Source organism: Pedobacter indicus (assembly GCF_003449035.1).
GTDB lineage: Bacteria > Bacteroidota > Bacteroidia > Sphingobacteriales > Sphingobacteriaceae > Albibacterium > Albibacterium indicum.
Genome location: NZ_QRGB01000001.1, coordinates 1,514,982 through 1,536,612, shown reverse-complemented (window position 1 = coordinate 1,536,612; position 21,631 = coordinate 1,514,982). Strand labels below are relative to the sequence as shown.

Genomic DNA, 21,631 nt, shown 5'->3' with positions numbered 1-21,631 from the left:
CATAAAAAATAGAAGACTCGGGATAATTACAATCGATAATGCATACTATTCAGGTTGAAAAGGGACTCAAGGGGTTGATGTGGCCACTGTGTTGAAAGGGCTCTGGCTGTTTCCGGAACAAAACTAAAAATACGTAGGTCAATAGCAGGTCTGAATTCAGATCTAAAGAAGTCCACACTCTTCTTCCAATGAAAGAAGTCCACACTCTTCTTTCATTGGAAGAAGAGATTTTTTGCTAAGATCTTTTTAAGACTTTCATCCGTTAACTATACAAAGGCGCTATATTTAAAGAAAAGAGAAGAATCATGACAAGAATCTCTTATACGGATAATTCGGCTAATCTATTTTTAATTCAAATGTATTATTATTTTTACGTAACAGATATTCTCTTCACTCGAAGGTTTACATAAATAGATCATTAGACCTGTAAAAATAGATTGCAAAAATAGAAGTTACGATGTTTACGAATATGAATCAACAATACAATCAATTTCAATTCGTCAATAACATAACAGTATATTTTCCATATAATGATTTGTTTTTTATATTTGAATATAACTCTCTCTAAATTTCCGTCAATTATAACAATCCAAAAGAATACATATATAATAAACTTGATGATATGGGTCTACCATTCAGAATTTGGACTAAATAAAGTCTTGCTTGTATTTGTTTATCAATTATGTCTAACTTGTATTTCATATCTTAATAAATGATAACGTTTCCTCATTATAAACAGCAAGATCAGATGGACTGTGGAGCTACCTGCCTCCGTATCGTCACTAAATACTACGGTCGCAATATCAATATCCACAAACTACGAAAGCTTTGCCGGGTTACAAAAGCGGGGGTCAATATGCTTGGGATTAGCGAAGCTGCTGAAAAGCTGGGATTTCGTACACAGGGGCTGCGCTTGCCACTGGCCCAGCTAAAAGAGATCAAATTGCCGTGTATCATTCATTGGCGGCAAAACCATTTTGTGGTATTATACGAGATAAAAAAATCAAAATACTATATCGCCGACCCTGCCTCGGGACTTCAGGTATTAACTAAGGAAGAGTTTTCAAAAAATTGGTTTGCCTATTCAGGTCTTACAAATGGGATTACATTGCATTTGGAACCAACGCCCCAGTTCTATGAAGACGAAATCGACGATAAATCGACTAAATTGGGTTGGGGCGTAATCTTGAAATATTTTTACGTTTATCGGAAATTGTTTTTTCAACTGGTTGTCGGGCTGTTTGTAGGCACAGTACTTCAATTGATTACGCCCTTTCTGACACAGTCAGTGGTAGACATCGGTATCAATACCCGCAACATCAACTTTGTTTACCTGATCCTTATTGCACAGATTATGTTGTTTGTCGGGCAGACAGCAGTAACGTTCATCCGCTCGTGGATCCTTCTTCATATCAGTACGCGGGTAAATATCTCTATATTGACTGATTTGTTGATTAAACTGATGAAGCTGCCCATGTCCTTTTTCGAGACGAAAACAACCGGGGATATTATGCAGCGTATGAACGACCAGAGCCGGATAGAAGCATTTTTGACAGGGTCCACGCTCAATACCCTGTTTTCATTTGTCAACCTTTTTGCCTTCGGCGCAGTACTGGCCTATTATCATGCGGGTATCTTCTTCGTTTTTGTGGTAAGTACAATCCTCTACACAGGGTGGATTCTACTGTTTCTTCGGAAGCGGCGCGAGTTGGACTACCGCCGGTTTGATATTTCTTCAGACAATCAAACCAATATTGTCGAGTTGGTGGGCGGGATGCAAGAAATCAAGCTTAACAACAGTGAAAAACAAAAGCGCTGGTTATGGGAGGCGATCCAGGCCCGTCTCTTTAAATTTAAAGTCAAAAGCCTGGCTTTGATGCAATATCAACAGGCCGGTTCAATGGCCATTAATCAGCTAAAGAGCATATTTATAACTTTTCTGAGTGCGAAGGCGGTTATTGACGGTGATATCACCCTTGGTGGGATGATGGCCATCCAGTACATTGTCGGGATGGTGAGCAGTCCGATCGAACAGCTTTTGGGTTTCATCCAATCCTATCAGGATGCAAAAATAAGTTTGGAAAGGATCAATGAAATTTATCAGGAAGAAGACGAAGAGCCCGTTGACCAGGAATGGGTGAACAGGTTGCCGGACAACAAATCGGTTGTTATGAACAATATCACGTTTACCTATCCCGGTGCAGGCAATGAACCGGTGTTAGATAGTTTGAGTTTGGTTTTTCCGGAAGGAAAGGTAACCGCAATCGTTGGAACGAGTGGGAGCGGAAAAACAACGCTTCTTAAGTTGATCATGCGGTTCTATGAACTGGATCGCGGAGAGATACGGATTGGCAGTATGGACATAAACCGAATCAGCTTTAAAACATGGCGGAACAGTTGTGGAATTGTGATGCAGGAGGGTTTTATTTTTGCTGATACGATCGAGAATAATATTGCTGTGGGGGATGAATTCCCTAATCAGTTAAAAATCCAGGAGGCGATCCGGATCGCGAACTTGGAGGAATTTGTTGATGAGCAGCCTTTTGGGCTGAAAACAAAGATCGGTACGGCGGGGAAAGGGATCAGTCAAGGCCAGAAACAGCGGTTGTTGATAGCCCGTTCCGTTTATAAAGACCCACACTATATTCTTTTTGATGAAGCCACTAATGCTTTAGATGCAAACAACGAACGCATCATCATCGAGAATCTGCAAGAGTTTTTTAATAAACGTACCGTGATTATTGTTGCACATCGATTAAGTACCGTAAAGAACGCTGATAATATAGTAGTTCTGGAAAAAGGGAAGGTGATCGAGCAAGGGACGCATCAGGAACTGGTCCGGTCGCGGGGAAATTATTATGAACTTGTTAAGAATCAACTTGAACTTGGAAATTAGATGAAAGAACAGCTTACATTCGAAGAACATAGTGAAGATATTGCTGATATTATAGCAACACCCCCTTCTTGGTTAATTCGTTGGGGGATTACAATGGTACTGATGGTTGTTCTGTTGTTGATCATTATGAGTGCCCTCATCAAGTACCCCGATATTGTAAAAACTCAAGTGAAAATCAATACAGCCAATGCTCCAAAAGCAGTGGTAAGCAGGATGTCCGGAAATATCGTCAAGCTCTTGGTTGAGAACGGCAACCAAATAAAAAGTGGGCAAGCTATAGCATGGCTGGAAAGTACCGCTGACCACGAAGATGTAATCGGCTTGTTGAACCAGCTGACCGAGCTGAATAATGGTTTTTCTGACGGGAACATCAATTCCCTTGCACACATCGGTGCACCGTCTCATTTAAATTTGGGGGAGCTCCAAGGCGGTTATCAAACCTTCTACCAAGCATACCTAACATTTAAATCTTCAGTTGAAGGAGGGGTACTCTTAAAAAGAGCCGTTTTCCTTCAGGCTGAAATTGAAAATATTAACAAACAGGCTGAACAATTAGCAAAACAGAAGGCACTGCAAGAGGAGGAGTTTGTGTTGGCCGAGAAAGAGTTTGAGATGTACAAAAAGCTTTTTGATAAAAAAGTAATATCTCAGGCGGAATACCAACAGCAGCAAAGTGAGTTTCTGGCCAAGCATTACCCCTTGCAACAGACGAGTTCGTCACTGATAGCAAATGAAACCAACCTCCTCGCCAAGAAAACCGAATTGGTGGATCTAGGAAGTCAAATTGACGATGAGCGGTCAAGGTTTATGCAGTCGTTGAACAGTCTGATCAGTGAGATGGAGCAATGGCGGAGGCAGTATATTTTAACGGCAAGGGAAAACGGCACCCTTGCGTATGCAGGTTTTATTCAAGAAAATCAGTACATCGAGGCGGGACAGGAGATTTTTTATATTAATCCTGGAAGCACTGGCTTTTTTGGGGAAGCAGCTATCCCTCAATACAATATGGGGAAAGTACAGAAAGGGCAGCGGGTTCTTGTTAAATTAAACAGCTATCCTTTTGAAGAGTACGGTGTGATTGAAGGTGAAGTTGGGCACGTCAGCGGTGTGCCGCTGAATGACAGTATTTTTCTTTCAAAACTGATCTTGAATACGAAGTCCCTAAAAAAGGATATCACTCTGAAGACGGGTATGCGAGGAGTTGCTGAAATTGTGACTGAAGATGCTTCATTATTTACGAGACTTAATCGGAATATTATTAAAATCTTAAGAGGTAAGGGGTGATTCCTAACTAATTCGTGATCACGCAGGATCAGTTTTGGAGGAAAAAATATCAGTAATTTCATTTACTAACAACATCCGAAGATGGGAATGTTGACTTATATATTTTAAAACCATTTTAAGAGAAAATTATATTCAGCTTTTAAGAAATAATTCGAGGAAGAATTGATAAAAATATTACTATTAGAGTTTATGATGTGCAGTTACTATCAGATTATCGCTATAAATCTAACTCATAAAAGCAAATGTGATCAACCTTCACAATCAACTTTAAGAATAATTTTCAAAAGTAACATAACTCATATCATGAATAATACCACTAGTGTCCCAACTTTAATGGGACACTAGTGAATTCGTTTAAAAAGATCTTCAATCAAAGGTAGCAACCAATGAAATATTACTCATAGAATGAATACAATGATTCGATTAATATAATTTTGGTTCGTTTTTATAAGCCTTTATATACCCGACCTCTAAACTTATTTATTCAATTAAAACGACAAAAAACACAGTTATTATTTTTTTAATTCAAATGTATTACTATATTTACGTATTAAAGATTGTTTTTAGCTAAAATATCCCGTAACAGGGTTTACATCGACAATTAATAAAAAGTAAAACCAATAAACCGAATTTGAAATCCAGCTTCACCTGATAAAAATATTTTTCAGTTAATAATAACTATTTGATTGATAATGTTGAGATTCCTATAACATTAGAACCTAAAGTATTTTGAGTCATGCATCGTTTTTATAAAAATCTTGTTAATTCAGAAGATAATATTTTAAATGTAAGTGGTTCATTGGTATCGGCAATGAAAATATCCGTCACCAAGACTAGCTTGAAGGAAGCATTAGAGCGACATCCAGATTACCCCAGTATGTTAACACTAAGTGATGTTCTTAAACAATTTAATATACAAAATTTTGCTGCAAAATTTTCATTAATTGATTTAAAAGGGCTACCTACACCGTTCATTGCTTTGATTAGGCCCACCGATTCAGATATAAACTATTATTCTCTAATCACAAAGGTAAAACCGGATACCGTGACATTCATTTCGCCTAAAAGTAAAAAAAGCACTCGTTTGAATTGGGAAGATTTTGAAAAGATTTATCAGGGTGTAGGATTCGTAGCTGAGTCGGACGAGGTATCTGGTCAGAAGGATTATGTACAATCGTTAAAAAAAGAAAAGAGGAAAAAAAATGGTCTCGACATAACGTTGCTTTTTATTCCAGTGCTTATTTTAATTTATGGTCTATATGAAATTATTTTTAAAAATTTTCAGATCACCTTGGTGCCCGTTTTATTCAACTGGTTTAATTTAATAGGCTGGATAATAACATCTCTACTGTTATGGTATGATATTGATAGTAGTAATTCTTCTTTGCAGGAAGTTTGTGAGGGAAAAGGCAATAAAAAAAAGAATTGTGGTAGTGTTTTGAAATCGAATGGAGCTTCTGTCTTTGGTTTTACTTGGAGCCATATCGGCTTCAGCTTTTTTTCTGCTCTATTGTTTGGTCATCTCCTAGGTGGGATTGCTAATCCTGGATCACAGATTATCGTTGCTTCTTTTATTGTTTTAGGCTCTTTTTATATTCCTTTTTCCATTTTTTACCAATGGAAAATCCTTAGTCAATGGTGTGTTTTATGTTTAGCCGTGCAGGCTATTTTATCAATTCAACTGGTGTACGTTTTTGTAGCTGGTTGGCTCACTCAAGCTGTATTAATTGATAGTTTTCCTATTAAAGAATTATTTATTGTTCTTTTAAGCGGACTTGCTCCCTTTATTTTAACTGGACAACTAATGTCTATTCTTAAACAGAACAAAAAATATGAACACTATAAGAAAAACTTTTTAAAATTTAAATTTAATAAACATATTTTTGATTCATTATTAAAAAACCAAAAACAACTTGTTTTCCCCTCTGAAAACTTAGGGATTAAGTTAGGCAACCCTGATGCCAAATACAAGATTATTAAAGTATGCAATCCTTATTGTGGCCCTTGTGCAAAAGCACACCCTATTATAGATCAACTTCTTGAAAAAAATAAAAACGTATCTGTTCAAATCATTTTCTCGACCAGCAATGCAGAAGATAACTTACGAACAAAAGCCTCAAAACATCTCTTGGCAATTGCAGAAGACGGAAACGAATTAAAAACCAAAAAAGCATTAGATGATTGGTATAACGCCCCTACTAAAGACTATGAAATTTTTGCTTCAAAATATGTAATAAATGGAGAACTGAAACAACAATCATCAAAAGTGGAATTAATGAGTAAATGGTGCAATGACACTGGTATAAGTTTTACACCCACATTTTTTGTTAATGGTTTTCAGCTGCCAGAAAATTACACCATAGAAGACTTAAATATTTTATTTGCAGAATAAAACAAATCCATTTAAAATAAAAATGTAATCACCTAAAATATAGAAGTCACAATCATAGTATTATAATGGGAGCTAATATCATGACACCTTTTCATGAGAGCACTATGACAAGAGTAATGACAAACTAAAATTAGATCCTATTTAAATTAATATCATATTTAAACGAAAATAAAAAAAATCAAATATTCAAATAAGTCGGAAATTATTCAAATTTGTATTAATCCTTTACCTGAAAATTATGAGAATCCTGTTTGTACTTACTCTGTATTTCTGCAATGTTGCGGCCTATGCTCAAAAGAATGATATACCCACTCAACTAACAACTGTGGATGGGAAGGTATTTTCACTAAAGGATCTCAACGATAAAGTTTTAGTAATAAACTACTGGTTTTTAGCCTGCGGACCCTGTATTTTAGAAATTCCCAACCTAAAGGCTGTCTCAAATGAGTTTAAAGGTAATGAAAAGCTGTATTTTATAGCCATAACTCCACGAGACGAAGCGGAACAATTGATTTACTTTAAAAAGAAAAAAGACTTCGGCTATCATTTGATTGCTAAGAATAATGTATGGCCCAAAGCTCATGATATTGCAATTTATCCTACCAATATTATAATTAAAAATGGAAAGATAGTTTATCGAAGTACTGGTTATAATAAAGATATTAAGGAAGAGCTCGTCATTCAAATCAAAAATGCACTGAATAATTAATTGTTACCATGCGTAAGTAAAGGGAATGAACAACATGAAACTGATTCGAAACAAATTAATCGTTTACGATGACAGTACAAACACTCACCAACACATGAAAGAAGTACTAATTATAAAACTTTTATTACGATAAAAACAGATTAATCAATTCTTTTAATGAATGAAAATGATGAAGTCGTTATCTAGTAAGCCTAACGAAACAACGGATATCTTTGGTGTCGACTGATAGTAGAATAAAGTTTATTTGTGAGAATTCAAACGTTTTTAACACAAGTTATCATAAGCTCTAGTTGACTAAAATGAAAAATATTTAAAACATCAATTACGTAAGTTTGAACCTAACAATTATTATACCCTCAAGGAGGGCGTTATAATAAGGAGTGGCTCACTACAACCAGCCGTTTATATAATTTAAATTTATGATGAGGACATATGTCCTATTTAAAATTAAAAAAGATGAAAAAGTTAAAATTAAATTTTACAGGTAATGGGGAAATGCTTTCGCGAGATCAATTAAAACAAGTTATCGGAGGAATGGGCAGCGGCGGTAGTGGCGGAGGTAACATTTGGTGTGTGATCGGAGGAGCTCAGTCTCGTTGCTACGGTTCTAACGTAATAGATTGTGTAGACGCTTGTGTGATGGAAGCAGAAAGTATAGGTTTAATTTGCGGGGGCTGTGCAGAATTTCCACCACTTTAGTTAAAATGATTAAAACATCTCGGATGACCAAATAAAGATTTCGAGATGTTTTAATAAAAAAAGCGTTTAATAATGAGCTAGCTAATAAAGTAAATACCTGAGATCTGCAAAATCAAAACTATTTTATAAATACTTATATATGAAAACCTATCAAAACATTTTAATTTCGATCCTGTGGATTTTCCCCATTTGCTACACCGCAAAAGCATCTGTTAACGACACTACCAACTACGAGATCGTGATCACAGCAATTGTGAAAGACTACAAAGGAAGTGACAGCTTAATAAATCATTCCAAAAAGTTGACTAAATTATTAATTAGTTCATGGGATTCTGTCCAAACGTTTAATCATACACTGATCTTAGACACTCTAAATGAAGGAAATCACACCAAGAACCTTTACCGAGCAATTATACGATCCGAAGACAATATACATGAGCAAGAAATACAAGAAACTCAAGTTCGATATAGTGTAACCTTGGAAAATACTGTGAATGGTGAGGTTTTTGATGAGTTAACCTTTCAAAGTAGCCCAGATTTTTTTTTTAATTATAGTGAGAAATTATTAGACGTACGGCTAATGAATCTAGGTTTGATCAATAATCTCACAGAAACGAATAACCTATTAAGCAATTCAAACCAATTCAGAAATGACAGTACCTTGACTTTCGCTATTCGCTCCATTGATTTTGATAAAGTATCTTTTTCAGAACGACAGAAGAACTATTTAACAAACCTAGTAAACAATGTCATGGTTTCTAGAGAAAACGGATACAACAGGTACAATAAGAAAACTGAATTTCTCCGTAAAAAATTGAATTTCCTGACAATTGTGGATGACGGAAACATGAGAGAAGCTGACTTCGTTTTGGATATTAGTTTTACTGAAAACAAAGAAAAAAACATTATTTTGCTAAGTTTTGATGTTTCTGGAAGATCAGAAGCAAATCTGCTTGTTCCCGAAAAGCTTGATACCTGGGTCGCTTTTGATAGAAAAAAATTTTTGGATGGTGAAACGTTGGAATCAAATACGAAAATAGGTAATAAGCTGTTTGGATTTATAGCATATCAATTTTTTTTATATTAAAGAAACTGGCCATGGGAAGTCTGAATGTTGTTTTTTAGTTTGCTTAAGTTAACAACCTTCCACTCGAAATGCAAAAAATATGCGTGTCTTTCTAGAATCTAAATATTGAAACGGGCGGAGACAGATAGAATTTTAAAATAAATGGTGTAATATGGAAGAAAACACCCTAGATGAAATCGTTTTTCCTACTTATGTAATCAATTTAAAAGCTCAAAAAGATTTCTTTACACATATCAAAAAAGAATTTAATGATAAAAAGGAGTTTGAATTACATATTATTGATAATTACAATCAACAATTCGAACCACTCGCTATTTGGTTAAGTATTAAAAAAAGCATTAAGCTAGCGATTGATAAAGAGCAAGATATTATAATTATTTGTAAAGAAGATCATTGTTTTACCGAAAGTTATGATAAGGAAATTTTTATTAAGGACATTCTTTCAGCGTATAAAGAAGGAGCCAATATTCTATTAGGCGGTATAGGAAATTTTAACAACGCAGTACCAATAACGAATAGAAGATATTGGATTGACACTTTTTATGATTCACAATTCATTGTTATTTATAAACCTCTTTTCAGCTCAATACTTCAGGAACCATTTAGAGACCATTATACTGCCGAAAGTTTATTATCTGAACTTACTAGCAATAAAATACTTCTTTATCCCTTTATATCAGTTAAATATAACTATGGTTTTTCAGATGCTAAACCAAACAATCGAAAAAAAACCAATATCCTGCAATTTAAAAATGCTGAAGAGCGTTTAGCCATTTACAAAAAAGTTTATGAAAAATATATTGAAAAAACATAATTGAACTTAAGACCAATGCATAGAATTTTTCATTTAATAAATGGATTAAAAAGGACACTTAGAAAATATTAAATTAAGTTTTATTCCGATAACATGGACCTTATTAAGAAAAAGACAATTCCAGTATATGCGGTAAATCTTCGGACTAGGACAGACCGGAAAGCCAATTTAATGAATGAATTTAATGGACGTAAAGAGTTTAATTTAGAAATTATCCCTGCTATAGAAAAAAAAAATGGTGCATTTAGCCTTTGGAAAACAATTCAATATATAGTAAACAAAGCAAAAAAAAACAACTACGACTTTTTTATACTATGCGAAGATGACCACTCATTCACTAAATATTACTCTAAGAATCAATTGATTAAACAAATAACATTAGCACAGCGCTTAGGCGCTGATTTGATGATGGGCGGTGTTAGCTGGTTCAATACAGGAATAGAAATCAGAAAAAATCTATTTTGGGTTGACCAGTTTAACGGCCTACAATTCACTGTCGTTTTCAATAGTTTTTATTCGGCAATTATAAGTGCAGATTTTGATAAAGGGGATGTTCCTGATCTTAAACTATCGGAGATCAGTGAAAAAAAATTCGTTATCCACCCCTATATCTCTTTGCAAAAGGAATTTGGATACTCTGATATAACATATACAAACAATGGAATAGGCTATGTAAGCAGTATATTTGAGAAAAGCTCTTCAAGTTTTGATTTGTTAAAAAAAGTTAAATGTTATTACGAAAAAACACGATCTAATTATGATAGGTTTTAATTGCCGTTATTTTAATATTGACTTATTATACTGTCTTTGACTTTTCTTAATATTAGACATCCCACCACATTAAGGAATCTTCAAAAAAAGAAAATTTTGCCGTTTTTACTCTGGTTTTTGATTTACATTTCGGATGTCAGACTCACCAGAGAGCTACCGAGCTGGAAGGAGTTGTATTCCATCCAGACTTCAGTTGTCTTCTTCGCATCTTCCAATGAAAGGAATCAGTGTTCGTTCAGGCACTCTTACTCCAATTAAAGGACTCAATATGCAGATTATCTCGTTGGTTTACCCAGTCTGGAGATTTTAATTCCACCTGATGCTCAAAAGTCAATCGTCAACTTCCTTGAATATAGACTTAGATCCTTTATCTACCTGTATCTTCTTTCACTTTTCCCTTGGAACAACCGGACTTATTCCAAGGCGGCGACCGCAGAATAAAGAATGAAATATTTGAAACAATCAAGCGAATTTGGCTGGTGTGAGTAATTCTTACTTTATTCTTCCGTGTGCATCTACTTCTATATTAGCATTCAAACAATAATTTATAGGTTTCTCTTCCTGATGGCTCCAAGGATAGATTCTTATTTTTGACTTCCAATCTTTATAACGGGCATCCAAACATTCAATCGAATTATACGGGATTGAAAACCCTGAGCCTTCAAATTCCACTTTTATCAAGGGCTTCAATGCAGAATTTGGGCATATTATTCCGTTTTTAAATTTAATGTTATTACCGTCATAGTTGAACAGCCATATATCTATAAAAGGAAATGTATATGGATAACCTTGGATTTTTCGACCATTCTGACTCCAGATTTTATAGTAAAATGTCTCCGTGTGATTTTCCAGGAAAATATCCACAAATAGTCCTGATTTCTTTACCTCCTCTAAAAACAAGTCAAGATTTTTTTCTTCTATACCAAGATCTATATCATCGTCCCAAGGCATCTTTCGACCGTGACGAATGTGTCCCAAAAGAGTGCCCCCTTGAAGTACCAAGTCTATATTTTTATTGGATGAAATTGTACTTAACGTGCTTAAAATATCTTTTAACAACACTTCATCTTTTGCTTGCCATGTATTGTAGTTCAGGACCTCAGAAAGAATGTTAGATTCTCTGTCTATAATGTGCAATTTCGCACATTCTTTATAACTAAACCACTCGACATTCTCATAATATAAATTTAATGTTCCATACATGGTTTGCATGACGATTTCATCTTGAACACATTGTTTAATCAATTCAGTTTTTATTAGCTTCTCAGCTCCCGATCGATTCAAAAAATAAATAGCTCCTCCCCAATCAATACCCATAAAATGACTATCATGTTCGTCGATTTCCCTTATATTTGGATTTAGCAAACAAGGTCTATTATTGTCTTCTGGTTCTGAGTTGTTTTTTTGATAAGGATTATACGGAAAGAAAACATCCCAGTCAGTAGGAAGCTGCTCCCATTCGCTATATCCTTCATAAAACATCTCAGAAAGGACCAAATTTTCCTGTATGATTAGGCACATATTTTCATTACTTTTTAAAAATTGTTTCCAAGCATAGTAATGAGTTTGGAAGATGTCAATTTCTGATTGAGATATGCCGAAACCATATTGTATTTTATGCCAATTATTGTCGACTTTTAATTCACCGTTTTTATGCTTACTTTGTATGTTTTCAATATTAGATTCAACCACAGAGGAAATATTTGAATTTTTCTTATCAAATAATACTTTTTCAGGTAATTGTAGGTTAAATATTATCATAACTCAAAAATCTACTATCTAGATAACCTTGTAATTGGACTTCGTTATTAATTGAATACCAAGCCTCTGGATAGACATCAGAATACTTAAGTTTCTGTATCGCTATCAAGGCTTTCCATAAATCGTTGAAATCTTCGCAAGGCTCAATAAGATTATTTATAGAAGAAGGGTTTAATACTTGTATTCCCGAACAATATATCGAAGTAACTTCAGCCCTGGAGAGCTTCCTCACTGTTCCAATTTCACCTTTTATATAATCACCTTCAATATTGTCTAAGGGACGAACAGGGACTAACATGCACGGAGGTGCCCCGCTTTTTATATAACAATTGAAAATAAAATCCAAATTTAATTTAGTTATATTATCGCACGGTAAAACAAGAACAGGTTCATCAACAGATTTCATTAAGCTGTTAAATATCCACCAAGCATTTCCCTTCCCTAAAGTTTTGATAATGATATTTGCGCCAAGGTTATAAACATGTTCTACCAAATCTTCGCCTTTATAGCCAGTAGTTATTATTATGTTTTCAACGCTTTCTGTCAACTGAATAATACTCTGAGATATCAAGGACTTTCCTCTTACCTTAATTAGAGCTTTAGGTATTCTATTGGTTAATGGACGTAGTCTTTTGCCTTCACCAGCAGCCATAATTAGACAGAAATTAAACATTAGATTAGGTTTAGATAAAAAGGTTTTGCAATATACAAAGAAATATTAATAGTAGAAATAAAAATATCCTTTATTTCAAACTGATCCATCACGGAAGCTGACTTCCATTATAACCTTCACACTGACGGCTAACTTTTTTCGGATGGGAAATAAAAAATTCTCTTTATAAGTTGCAGGTTGTTCAAACAGGCAAGGAAAAGGAAGCTCTTTTATTGTCGCCCTTACAAACAAACTCCCCCCGAAGCAAATCGATTAGTCATAGTTACTTCTACACTTCCAGATCGTCCAGATTACCGTCCCACGCAATTAAAACACAGACTTACATTTTCTCCTGTTTTCGAAGATGAAAATGAGCACGAAATTATTTCTAACTGGGAGTATGAATCAGTCTCAAAAAAATGTCTAAATATAGAGTTTAATGGTCAAACATATACCCCTGCCAAGAAAGATGAAAATGGGAATCCTGTATTTGTCGTTGTTTTAACTGAATAGAATGCATAACCTAATTACAATCGAATGTAAATGCTTTTTTTCTTAATGAGATCTTAGTATATCTGGCATATTTGAAAAATATCAAAAACAACGTACTCTAACTCATCGTTACCCAAGGAAGAAATTATACCGTCATAACCAGCCTCTCTTAACATTTGATGGCTTTCTTCGGAATATAAGGCATCGTATAAGTCTGCTATTTCTCCAAGGGATATATTCTCGTCTAGTTGAGTTAAGGCGTCTTCCTCGGAAAGAACCTCACCGGTAAGAATTTCCCAAATGACTGGTGCTTGATTTTTTTTTGAAAAAATCCCGTGTATGGTTAAATCAATCGCTTTTTCTATAACAATTATTGCCTTGATAATCCTCTTGCCAAATAACGATGCATTCTCTACCTTCTCCGTAAAGAATAATCCGTGTATTGTATTCGGGTATCCGGTATTAGTACCTCTCTTAGTTAGGTCAAATTGATCGAATTCCGCATTTGTTCCATGGTAAACTACTTTATTGATCTGTTGTACTTCTCCTGTATTGCCCATAATTTTTATTGAGCAATCAACTGAAATGAAAAAAACATCAAGGGCATGAGGCACGAATGTTCATATACCCTTGATGGTTAATCGTAATGAAAGTAAATTTGCGGCAAATAAAAAATGAGCAATTCGGAATTACAAGTCATCCGGTTTAAAACCAATCCGTTTTCTTGGCGGGCTTGGTTTATTAGATTTTTCCAATAATTCATCCAGATATTTAAAAACGATCTCCATGTTTTTATCCTGATTCTCCAACTTGTTCTTTATTCTTTCAACTTCCAGACGAATCTCTGTGTTATCGGCAAGCATCTGGCGGATCTTCGTGAAAATGCGCATAATTTGAATGTTTACTTCGATAGCTTGTTTGCTGTTTAATACGCTTGAAAGCATCAAAACACCATGTTCTGTGAACACATAAGGCAACTTTCTTCTGCCTCCTCGTTTTGATGTCGCAATTTGCGACATCAAAGTTTGAAACTCTTCCTCATTCAATCTGAACATAAAATCCTCGGGGAAACGGTCTTTATTCCTGTTGACCTGCTCATTCAATCGCCTGGTCTCAACTCCATATAATTCGGCCAGATCACTGTCCAACATAACTTTCTGCCCCCTGATATAATAAATCTTACTGATCACAATTTCGTCGGGAATAATCACTTTCTTATTTTCCATCTTATATAGCTTAAGCTTTCAAAACTTTTAAATTACTCTTCTCATTTTTCTGCAGTAGATTTTGAAGGTTTGTCATATCCTGACTTACCTTTCGTTCAATTACCTTGGCATAGATTTGCGTGGTGCGTATGGTGGTATGGCCGAGCATCTTGCTTACTGTTTCAATGGGGACACCATTTGAAAGGGTAACCGTGGTGGCAAAGGTATGCCTCGCCAAATGGAAGGTCAGATGCTTCTTGATGCCGCAAAGATCGGCCACCTCTTTCAGGTAGCTGTTCAGTTTTTGGTTTGAGATCACCGGGAACAGTGTACCCTTGGCAACTGCCCGTGGATGGTCTTGGTATTTCCCGATGATTTCGGCTGCTTGGCGCAAAATGGGAACATGGATGGATGTATCGGTTTTTTCTCTATGGGATTTGATCCACCGGTTGCCGTCGATCCCCAGTACAATATTCTCTGGGGTCAATTGCATGACATCAATATAGGCGATACCGGTATAACAGCTGAATACAAACAGATCTTTAGCATATTGGATACGCTGAACTGTAAAGTCCTTTTCTTCGATCTTGGTAAGTTCGTCGCTCGTCAGAAATCCACGCTCGACTTTTTGCACCTTCAGTTTGTACAGTTCAAATGGGTTTTTATCCAACCATCCGAGTTTAACGGCAAGACGTACCATTTTCCGGAACCGCTCCAAATGTTTCATCACCCCATTGTTGGACATACTTTTGTGATGATCGGCCGGTTCATAGGTTCTGAGGAAATGTTCTAAATTCGTAATGAACTGGTAATCCAGTTCAGAAAGATAGATGTCCTGTTTCTTGAATTGCTTGACAACAAACTCTTTTAAATATCTTTCCGTCGTATAATAGTTTTTCATCGTACCATAGGCCAACACTTCTTTCATATGAAGGTTATGATAGTCTATTAATGATTGGAGCGTGTTCTTTTGTTCTGTTATACCGAGATACATATTCTTGATCGCTTCAGGGGTAATCAGTTTTTTCGCCATGACCATTTCTTGGTAATACCCCGATAAGGCTCCCCTCACTTGTTCCAGAAACCCATTGAGGATTTTCAGGTCTGTATTTTTGGTTTTCGCAATACCTCTTGAAAGGTTCCAGTCAGAGACTTTTACTTTTTTCTTGAGGGACATCTCGATCCTCTCTCCATTCACCGCGATTCGTACGTAAATCGGGGCGGTATCATTTTTTGCTTTGTTCATTCTCAAAATGAAATGAACACCGAACGTGTTTGCTGATCTCATACTCTATTTTTTAAAGTTTAACATGAACTGATATGAACTATCTCGTCCAAACAGGTCACCAGAAAGAGCAAAAAAGTGATTCATATCGATCTATTCGAGTCTAAATTTTATTGATTCATCATATTGTAAATCAACTAGTTAAACCCTTTCTGGTGACCTAATTTAAAAAATTAAAAGAGGTCACCTTATAGTTCTCAGGAGGTATGGATTGATATGGATTATTATGGACTGTTTAAAAGCAAAAAAGCCCCTAAATCGTATGATTTAGAGGCTTTTGAACCCAGATGGACTGGTTTTCGTCGTCCTCTCGGGACAATTTTCGAACCATTTTTTGGAAGACTTGAAGAAACTTGTTTCAGGAAATAGCTGTTAAACACTTGAAAATAAAGAAATTAAAATCTCAAACAAACAACAATTAATCAAGTAACACAAAAAAAATAGTGATGGTTCGAACTTTCACACAATCTTCACATGAACAAAATATATTATTATCTACTTTTATGCTGTTTTAAACAATTGCTCAACAACATCTTCCTTTGTATAAACAAAATCTGTTGCCAACCTTTTACTGACAAATCCTGTAAAGTCGCTATGTTGCTTACTTACAGTGCCTAGTCCTAAACAAGCAGCTTTGAGATTAATTAAGGCAACATTTCTCGAATGTTCTTCTTTTGGAACGAAGATATTCATCAGATAACTATAATGTGTTACAATGCTTCTAATGTTTGAGGCGTAAATTAAAATAAAATTACATTTGAGGTGATCTATTGGCCATATTAACTTTAATCAAAATAAAGTCCAGTAACAAATGCTTCTGGTCTTGTAGCTAATTTTATGTCAAATGTATTTCTCTGCCATACTCTTGTCTCAAATTTATAATGCTTGTTCTTAGGAACATCATTTAATTGGTCGAACAAATCTGGTGTAAGGTCATTATTTGTAATTAACCAGTATCCATCTGCTTCGTGTTCAACTATCCTGTTAACCCAATCAGGAATTGTTTTTGGAGAAATACTTTTTTCTGAAAATTTACATTGTATCAACCATTTTTTTTCGAGTGGATTGCCAAAAGTGTCAAAACTTTTTTCTATAACTAGAAAATCTCTCCCCCTATCTGAGGCGTTAGTTTTCCCGATTGGCTTAATATCAGTAAGATTTGGCTCTAAGGGCAATAATGTTTCCGTCAGTTTTTCAAAATATTCTCCTTTGTTGTTTTTTAATCTTGACCAATCAACTTTTTTAACCGCTTTAAACTCAAAGAAAGGTTTAGCTTCCTCGAGTTTTGAAGTTAGTATGGCTCGTTCGATTTCTTGTGTTTCAGATGTAATCATACCCGAAATTAAGAACTTTGTCTGACCAGTGTCCAAAACTAAAAGTGTCCCGTCTTTATTAGTTAAGAATTTTTCAGTTTTACAACTTACATACAAGTCCATCAACCGAACTAACTCTTTAATACTATAATAAAGTTGAATATTGAAAGTAAAAATTTTGTCTCTGGTTTTTACAAGTAAATATTCATAACCTTCATAAATATGGTCTATTGAAATAAGATTTTGTATTTGATTTGAAATCTTTTCAGGAATTAATTGCGGATTAGCAACATCACTAATAATAGCTCTTGTTTTATTATCATCAATAAAAAAACCTTGAACAACACTAGTTACTGTAGTGATTAAGCCGTTTTTACTCTTTGTATCTTCTTTTGAATATTCCTTAAATCCATCAGTTAAAGCATATTCTAACAAAAGAGAGTATTCTGTTCTATTAAAAAAACTATCTTCACTAGGACTTTCAGACTTTTGTATGTTGTGGTTATGTATATCTTCCTCCATTGTACACATTTAGATTATCCAGGAATCAATTCCTCGTTTAATTGCACATCATAATAATCCTCCAAGAAAGCATCAATTATATTCTGATTAGGTTCATTGATTAGAAAATCAATATCATCATTAGTAAATTCTGGAATACCAAAATTCTTGATGTATGTACCATTCAATGAATAATAATCCGAAGAATATGGTTTACTTGTAGTCTTTATATAATACCAAAACAAACGCGATTCCAAAATCTTCTTTACCAATAACATTTCCTCTTCTGAATGACCTATAATTGCTTGTCCATTATAAAATAACAAATCATCATCATTACTGATTAAGTAACTTGGGATTTTATCTGAAAATTTCGGAAAAAACAATTTGTTCCCAACTTTCTCCAAGGACTGAGTTCTTCCAAAGGCAAACCATTTTTCATATTTACCTTTACCTTTATCTCTTCCTGCTAAAATTTTCTTTTTTACCTGCAGATACTCAAAAGCTCTTGGAAACTTTTCTCTTAAAAAGTCTTCATCGAGTGCTTTCGGCTTTACCTCGTCATTATATGGAAACAAAACCTTTTCAATTACTGTATCAAAGTTAATATCTCTACTTAATTTATTTGAGTTCAAAATATCTTTGCATATTCCTTTCTCAATTGGATATAGACTTCCATTTTGAAGATAAAAATAATCATCATCTTCAGCTACTGGTTTAAAAATGTAAATGTCATTTTTCAATGTAGCGATACCGTGTCTTGTTTTGTACTTTTCTCCGAAAGGTGTTCCTGTTGCTTCAATTCGGGAGATAATCACATTATCGTTTAAATTCCAACCTTTTTTTGCATCAAGATTTTGATAATTGATTCTGCTATATTGGTCTCTATTGGTTGGTAACTCTTTTTTAGTCGATTTATAATATTCAACAAAGTGTTGCTCTGCTTTCTCCAAAAAGCAAATACAGGTATAAGTACTTTTAGATTTAAAAATCTGAAGTGTACCAAAATCAATGATTCTGATACTTGTATTATTGTCCTCAAAATACTTTCTTAATGCCCTACCATTCAAACTTTTGAAAAAAGTATTCATTGTGATAAACCCAAGAATACCATTTTCTGCAAGGTTTTCATAACCAATTTGAAAGAAAGGAATATACAAATCAGGATTACCCGATGTACTAACTGACCAATTTTTAATATTTTCTTTGGCTTCTACATCCAGATTCCTTGCCGAAACATATGGGGGATTTCCTACAATGATTTCAAATCCTTGAAAATTCTCATAGACATTATTCCAATTAAATATTAAAGCATCTCCTGTATGGATATTAAAATGAAACTCTTCTACATCTTCACCTTCGGATAGTGCTAATAAACTTAACAATAGCTTACTTCTGTTAACAGAATATTCTTGAATATCTAATCCGAAAATTTGATGTTGAAAGATATGTTGGTAGTCGTTTCCTGTTCTCCTTTTCAACTCTTTTGCAGCAGTATATAAAAAACCTGAGCAACCACACGCAATATCAGCTATTTTAGCATTGGCTACTCCGTTACCCTCTCTACGGAAAGATTGAGCAACAATATAATCTCTAATTTCTGAAGGCGTATATATTGCACCATTTACTATTCTATCTGAAGGAGAAATAACAAATTCAAATAGTTCAATGAGTTTTTCAATATCAAAGATTTCAATTTCACTCCGTACAATCTCAATAAACTTTAAAAGTTTTCCTCTTTTTATTGATTTTCGTTTTGAGATTGAATAGCTTCTTAAAAATCGATTGTTTGTTAATTTCAAATCATTGAGTTCAATAAAGGCAGACACAATGAGTTTATCCACTTCTAGCGAAAGCTGTGAATAAGACTCTAAATATCTGAATATATTTTTCATATAAATATTGGACAAATTTCGTTAATCGGATTCCAAATAATATTTTTTTCGTCAAAAGGTTTCCACTTATTAGCTAAAGTATGAAAATAAGGTCGCCATACAGATTGTTGATAGGTAGTATTTAACTTGATAAATTCTCTTTTCTCACAAAGAACCTGAAATCCTGTTGGAAAGAAATTTGAAGTAAGAAAACCAATCCCTAGGATAAAATCCATTGGTTTATGCATTATTCTTGGAGTATCAACATAAAATAAATCCCCTAAATTTGGTTCGGCTGAACCTGTTGGATTGAAATCATATTGTAAATGATATATTGGATGAGGTTCTTCAGAATTACCCCCAGTATGTTTATCAATATGAAATCCAAAGTGATATGTCCTATCGTTACCCACACCCTTTATTAACACTTTAAAAGCTAACTCAACAAATGGATCATCAAAGGATTCCCAGTTTTCAATATTCCCTCTTAATTTCATATTTAAAACAATCTCGCCCTTCTTTATATCGTTAGGTGTAACATGTTTCAAAGTGTCTAGTGGCAAAACAAAATTTTCAATGTCATATCCCCAAACATTTTCCTTTGCATCTCCGTTTTTCAACAAAGGTATTCTTTCAGGGTTGATGAGGTCTGCTATGGCATTATGAATTGGAAATGTAGATATATTGCCAATTTGGTTTTCTAACAAATCAGCCATTTGCCTCATTTCTTGAGCTCTTGCATTTCTGAAGCTCATATACTTAGAATTTACCGCCATATCACGAACCTTTTTTGAATTCTTCAATTCTTTCCAATTCGGTGTAATGAGGTTCTATACCCTTATCAATACCTATCCTTTCTGCTGCTGCATACAGAGAGATGTATTTTGGTTCTTGCCATGGTTTCAGTTCATGTGATAGTCTTATTTTTATACCTTCTAATGGATCAAGAGGCAGCTTTAATGCTTCACATATAGTCCAAAATTCACTGCTTGCATTATTCGTAATTGGAACAGCCGGAATTAAATCATCTATACCAAAAGTTTGAGATAAGATTTCCACTCGCTCCTCTGCTTTTAAAAAAGAGAAATTTTTACCAGAAATTTCTTTTAATTGAATATTCAGAATATCCGCCCACCATCTATTCCAACCATCTGAAAATAACCCAGAATATTTACAGTTTTCAAACTTGCTTAAAAGTGTTAACCAAGAATCACCACTTTTAGAAATATCAACCCCTAGTCTTGCGGCTAGAGTGGTTTCTTTAATTAGGGGATTGGTACAATGGAAAAGTGTTTTTACAGCAAAGTATGCAAAATCATACGGTACTATTATATCTTGATTAAAAAAACGTTCAAATATTCGTTGATCAAGAGTATTTAAATCTGGGCGATTAAAAATTATTTCTAAGCTAAAATCTTTATATGGCAAATCTTTGTAGCCTTTAGCTAATGAACATAATTTTTTAGAAAATTTTTCATAATTAGGTTCTTCTGCTTTCTTAAATGTGTAATCGAATAAATCATGACTTGTCTTATCCGACTTGTAAGTTTCCTTTATTTTATCTATTGTTGAACATAAAACTATTGGAAAAGAGGAAATTTCTTCTCTAGCACTTAATGCCCTTAATTCAGAACTTATAGATATTGCACTATAATCTAGGCTGTCGGGACCTTCTCCATCTAATCTTAAATCAATCAAAAGACCAGAATAACTATCTTTTTCGATCTTTTGAATAATGAGGTTTTTTAAAGTAGAAAAATCCATACCTTTTGAAAGTGGTAATCTTTCGACTGCTATCAATCTAGTATCATTAAACCCATTTATTAAAGATTCAATTGAACTATCATTCTCATCATCAATATATATGTACTTTGGAGTATCCATGTTTATAATATT

At 34.3% G+C, this 21,631-nt stretch carries 18 protein-coding genes; 8 read left to right on the top strand and 10 right to left on the bottom strand.

Translation table 11 applies throughout. The features are described from left to right. Positions 1 to 712: 712 nt before the first annotated feature. The 8 genes from D3P12_RS06870 (at position 713) to D3P12_RS06835 (ending at position 10,652) form a co-directional block, all read left to right on the top strand. Positions 713 to 2,896 (top strand): peptidase domain-containing ABC transporter, encoded by a 2,184-nt coding sequence (locus D3P12_RS06870; protein WP_118194282.1) that lies wholly within the window; start codon positions 713 to 715, stop codon positions 2,894 to 2,896. Next, complete coding sequence (locus D3P12_RS06865; RefSeq protein ID WP_118194281.1) at positions 2,897 to 4,180, top strand: HlyD family secretion protein; 1,284 nt, start codon at positions 2,897 to 2,899, stop codon at positions 4,178 to 4,180. It begins immediately after the preceding gene. Between the two features lie 736 nt (positions 4,181 to 4,916). Then, entirely contained in the window at positions 4,917 to 6,572 is a 1,656-nt protein-coding gene (locus tag D3P12_RS06860) for a vitamin K epoxide reductase family protein (RefSeq protein ID WP_118194280.1), read from the top strand. Between the two features lie 238 nt (positions 6,573 to 6,810). Next, complete coding sequence (locus D3P12_RS06855) at positions 6,811 to 7,281, top strand: TlpA family protein disulfide reductase (RefSeq protein ID WP_118194279.1); 471 nt, start codon at positions 6,811 to 6,813, stop codon at positions 7,279 to 7,281. A 456-nt stretch (positions 7,282 to 7,737) separates the two neighbouring features. Further along, on the top strand, positions 7,738 to 7,980 hold the full coding sequence (locus tag D3P12_RS06850) for a hypothetical protein (protein ID WP_157970271.1): 243 nt from the start codon (positions 7,738 to 7,740) through the stop codon (positions 7,978 to 7,980). A gap of 139 nt (positions 7,981 to 8,119) precedes the next feature. Next, positions 8,120 to 9,067 (top strand): hypothetical protein, encoded by a 948-nt coding sequence (locus D3P12_RS06845; RefSeq protein WP_118194277.1) that lies wholly within the window; start codon positions 8,120 to 8,122, stop codon positions 9,065 to 9,067. Between the two features lie 151 nt (positions 9,068 to 9,218). Continuing rightward, a complete protein-coding gene (locus tag D3P12_RS06840; RefSeq protein ID WP_118194276.1) occupies positions 9,219 to 9,881 on the top strand; it encodes a hypothetical protein in 663 nt (220 codons plus the stop codon). Between the two features lie 171 nt (positions 9,882 to 10,052). Further along, positions 10,053 to 10,652 carry a glycosyl transferase gene (locus D3P12_RS06835; RefSeq protein ID WP_157970270.1) on the top strand — a complete coding sequence of 200 codons (600 nt, stop codon included), beginning with the start codon at positions 10,053 to 10,055 and terminating at the stop codon, positions 10,650 to 10,652. Positions 10,653 to 11,144: 492 nt separating this feature from the next. On the opposite strand, the gene D3P12_RS15470 is transcribed toward D3P12_RS06835, so the two are convergent. The 10 genes from D3P12_RS15470 to D3P12_RS06780 form a co-directional block, all read right to left on the bottom strand. Then, positions 11,145 to 12,413: a LicD family protein gene (locus tag D3P12_RS15470; protein WP_205941069.1), complete on the bottom strand. Its 1,269-nt coding sequence runs from the start codon at positions 12,411 to 12,413 to the stop codon at positions 11,145 to 11,147. Beyond that, positions 12,400 to 13,065 (bottom strand): nucleotidyltransferase family protein, encoded by a 666-nt coding sequence (locus tag D3P12_RS06825; protein ID WP_157970269.1) that lies wholly within the window; start codon positions 13,063 to 13,065, stop codon positions 12,400 to 12,402. Before D3P12_RS06825 ends, D3P12_RS15470 begins: the two co-directional genes overlap by 14 nt. 566 nt (positions 13,066 to 13,631) lie before the next feature. Then, the gene (locus tag D3P12_RS06815; protein ID WP_118194272.1) at positions 13,632 to 14,117 is read right to left on the bottom strand and encodes an ADP-ribosyltransferase-containing protein; all 486 of its coding nucleotides are present in this window, start codon (positions 14,115 to 14,117) and stop codon (positions 13,632 to 13,634) included. Between the two features lie 129 nt (positions 14,118 to 14,246). Further along, positions 14,247 to 14,783, bottom strand: a complete 537-nt coding sequence (locus D3P12_RS06810; protein WP_118194271.1) for an ORF6N domain-containing protein — start codon at positions 14,781 to 14,783, stop codon at positions 14,247 to 14,249. A gap of 10 nt (positions 14,784 to 14,793) precedes the next feature. Then, complete coding sequence (locus tag D3P12_RS06805) at positions 14,794 to 16,050, bottom strand: site-specific integrase (protein WP_118194270.1); 1,257 nt, start codon at positions 16,048 to 16,050, stop codon at positions 14,794 to 14,796. A gap of 498 nt (positions 16,051 to 16,548) precedes the next feature. Continuing rightward, on the bottom strand, positions 16,549 to 16,740 hold the full coding sequence (locus D3P12_RS06800; protein ID WP_118194269.1) for a hypothetical protein: 192 nt from the start codon (positions 16,738 to 16,740) through the stop codon (positions 16,549 to 16,551). 92 nt (positions 16,741 to 16,832) lie between these two features. Next, positions 16,833 to 17,882 carry a restriction endonuclease gene (locus D3P12_RS06795; protein ID WP_157970268.1) on the bottom strand — a complete coding sequence of 350 codons (1,050 nt, stop codon included), beginning with the start codon at positions 17,880 to 17,882 and terminating at the stop codon, positions 16,833 to 16,835. A 14-nt stretch (positions 17,883 to 17,896) separates the two neighbouring features. After that, on the bottom strand, positions 17,897 to 19,756 hold the full coding sequence (locus D3P12_RS06790) for an Eco57I restriction-modification methylase domain-containing protein (RefSeq protein ID WP_118194267.1): 1,860 nt from the start codon (positions 19,754 to 19,756) through the stop codon (positions 17,897 to 17,899). Further along, positions 19,753 to 20,511 (bottom strand): hypothetical protein, encoded by a 759-nt coding sequence (locus D3P12_RS06785; protein WP_118194266.1) that lies wholly within the window; start codon positions 20,509 to 20,511, stop codon positions 19,753 to 19,755. The genes D3P12_RS06790 and D3P12_RS06785 overlap by 4 nt, the downstream gene beginning before the upstream one ends. Before the next feature lies 1 nt (position 20,512). After that, positions 20,513 to 21,619, bottom strand: a complete 1,107-nt coding sequence (locus D3P12_RS06780; RefSeq protein WP_118194265.1) for a hypothetical protein — start codon at positions 21,617 to 21,619, stop codon at positions 20,513 to 20,515. Between the last annotated feature and the right edge of the window lie 12 nt (positions 21,620 to 21,631).

Coding starts and splice junctions, on each gene's coding strand:
- D3P12_RS06870 (WP_118194282.1), top strand. CDS start 713: ATGATAACGTTTCCTCATTATAAACAGCAAGATCAGATGGACTGTGGA.
- D3P12_RS06865 (WP_118194281.1), top strand. CDS start 2,897: ATGAAAGAACAGCTTACATTCGAAGAACATAGTGAAGATATTGCTGAT.
- D3P12_RS06860 (WP_118194280.1), top strand. CDS start 4,917: ATGCATCGTTTTTATAAAAATCTTGTTAATTCAGAAGATAATATTTTA.
- D3P12_RS06855 (WP_118194279.1), top strand. CDS start 6,811: ATGAGAATCCTGTTTGTACTTACTCTGTATTTCTGCAATGTTGCGGCC.
- D3P12_RS06850 (WP_157970271.1), top strand. CDS start 7,738: ATGAAAAAGTTAAAATTAAATTTTACAGGTAATGGGGAAATGCTTTCG.
- D3P12_RS06845 (WP_118194277.1), top strand. CDS start 8,120: ATGAAAACCTATCAAAACATTTTAATTTCGATCCTGTGGATTTTCCCC.
- D3P12_RS06840 (WP_118194276.1), top strand. CDS start 9,219: ATGGAAGAAAACACCCTAGATGAAATCGTTTTTCCTACTTATGTAATC.
- D3P12_RS06835 (WP_157970270.1), top strand. CDS start 10,053: ATGAATGAATTTAATGGACGTAAAGAGTTTAATTTAGAAATTATCCCT.
- D3P12_RS15470 (WP_205941069.1), bottom strand. CDS start 12,413: ATGATAATATTTAACCTACAATTACCTGAAAAAGTATTATTTGATAAG.
- D3P12_RS06825 (WP_157970269.1), bottom strand. CDS start 13,065: ATGGCTGCTGGTGAAGGCAAAAGACTACGTCCATTAACCAATAGAATA.
- D3P12_RS06815 (WP_118194272.1), bottom strand. CDS start 14,117: ATGGGCAATACAGGAGAAGTACAACAGATCAATAAAGTAGTTTACCAT.
- D3P12_RS06810 (WP_118194271.1), bottom strand. CDS start 14,783: ATGGAAAATAAGAAAGTGATTATTCCCGACGAAATTGTGATCAGTAAG.
- D3P12_RS06805 (WP_118194270.1), bottom strand. CDS start 16,050: ATGAGATCAGCAAACACGTTCGGTGTTCATTTCATTTTGAGAATGAAC.
- D3P12_RS06800 (WP_118194269.1), bottom strand. CDS start 16,740: ATGAATATCTTCGTTCCAAAAGAAGAACATTCGAGAAATGTTGCCTTA.
- D3P12_RS06795 (WP_157970268.1), bottom strand. CDS start 17,882: ATGGAGGAAGATATACATAACCACAACATACAAAAGTCTGAAAGTCCT.
- D3P12_RS06790 (WP_118194267.1), bottom strand. CDS start 19,756: ATGAAAAATATATTCAGATATTTAGAGTCTTATTCACAGCTTTCGCTA.
- D3P12_RS06785 (WP_118194266.1), bottom strand. CDS start 20,511: ATGGCGGTAAATTCTAAGTATATGAGCTTCAGAAATGCAAGAGCTCAA.
- D3P12_RS06780 (WP_118194265.1), bottom strand. CDS start 21,619: ATGGATACTCCAAAGTACATATATATTGATGATGAGAATGATAGTTCA.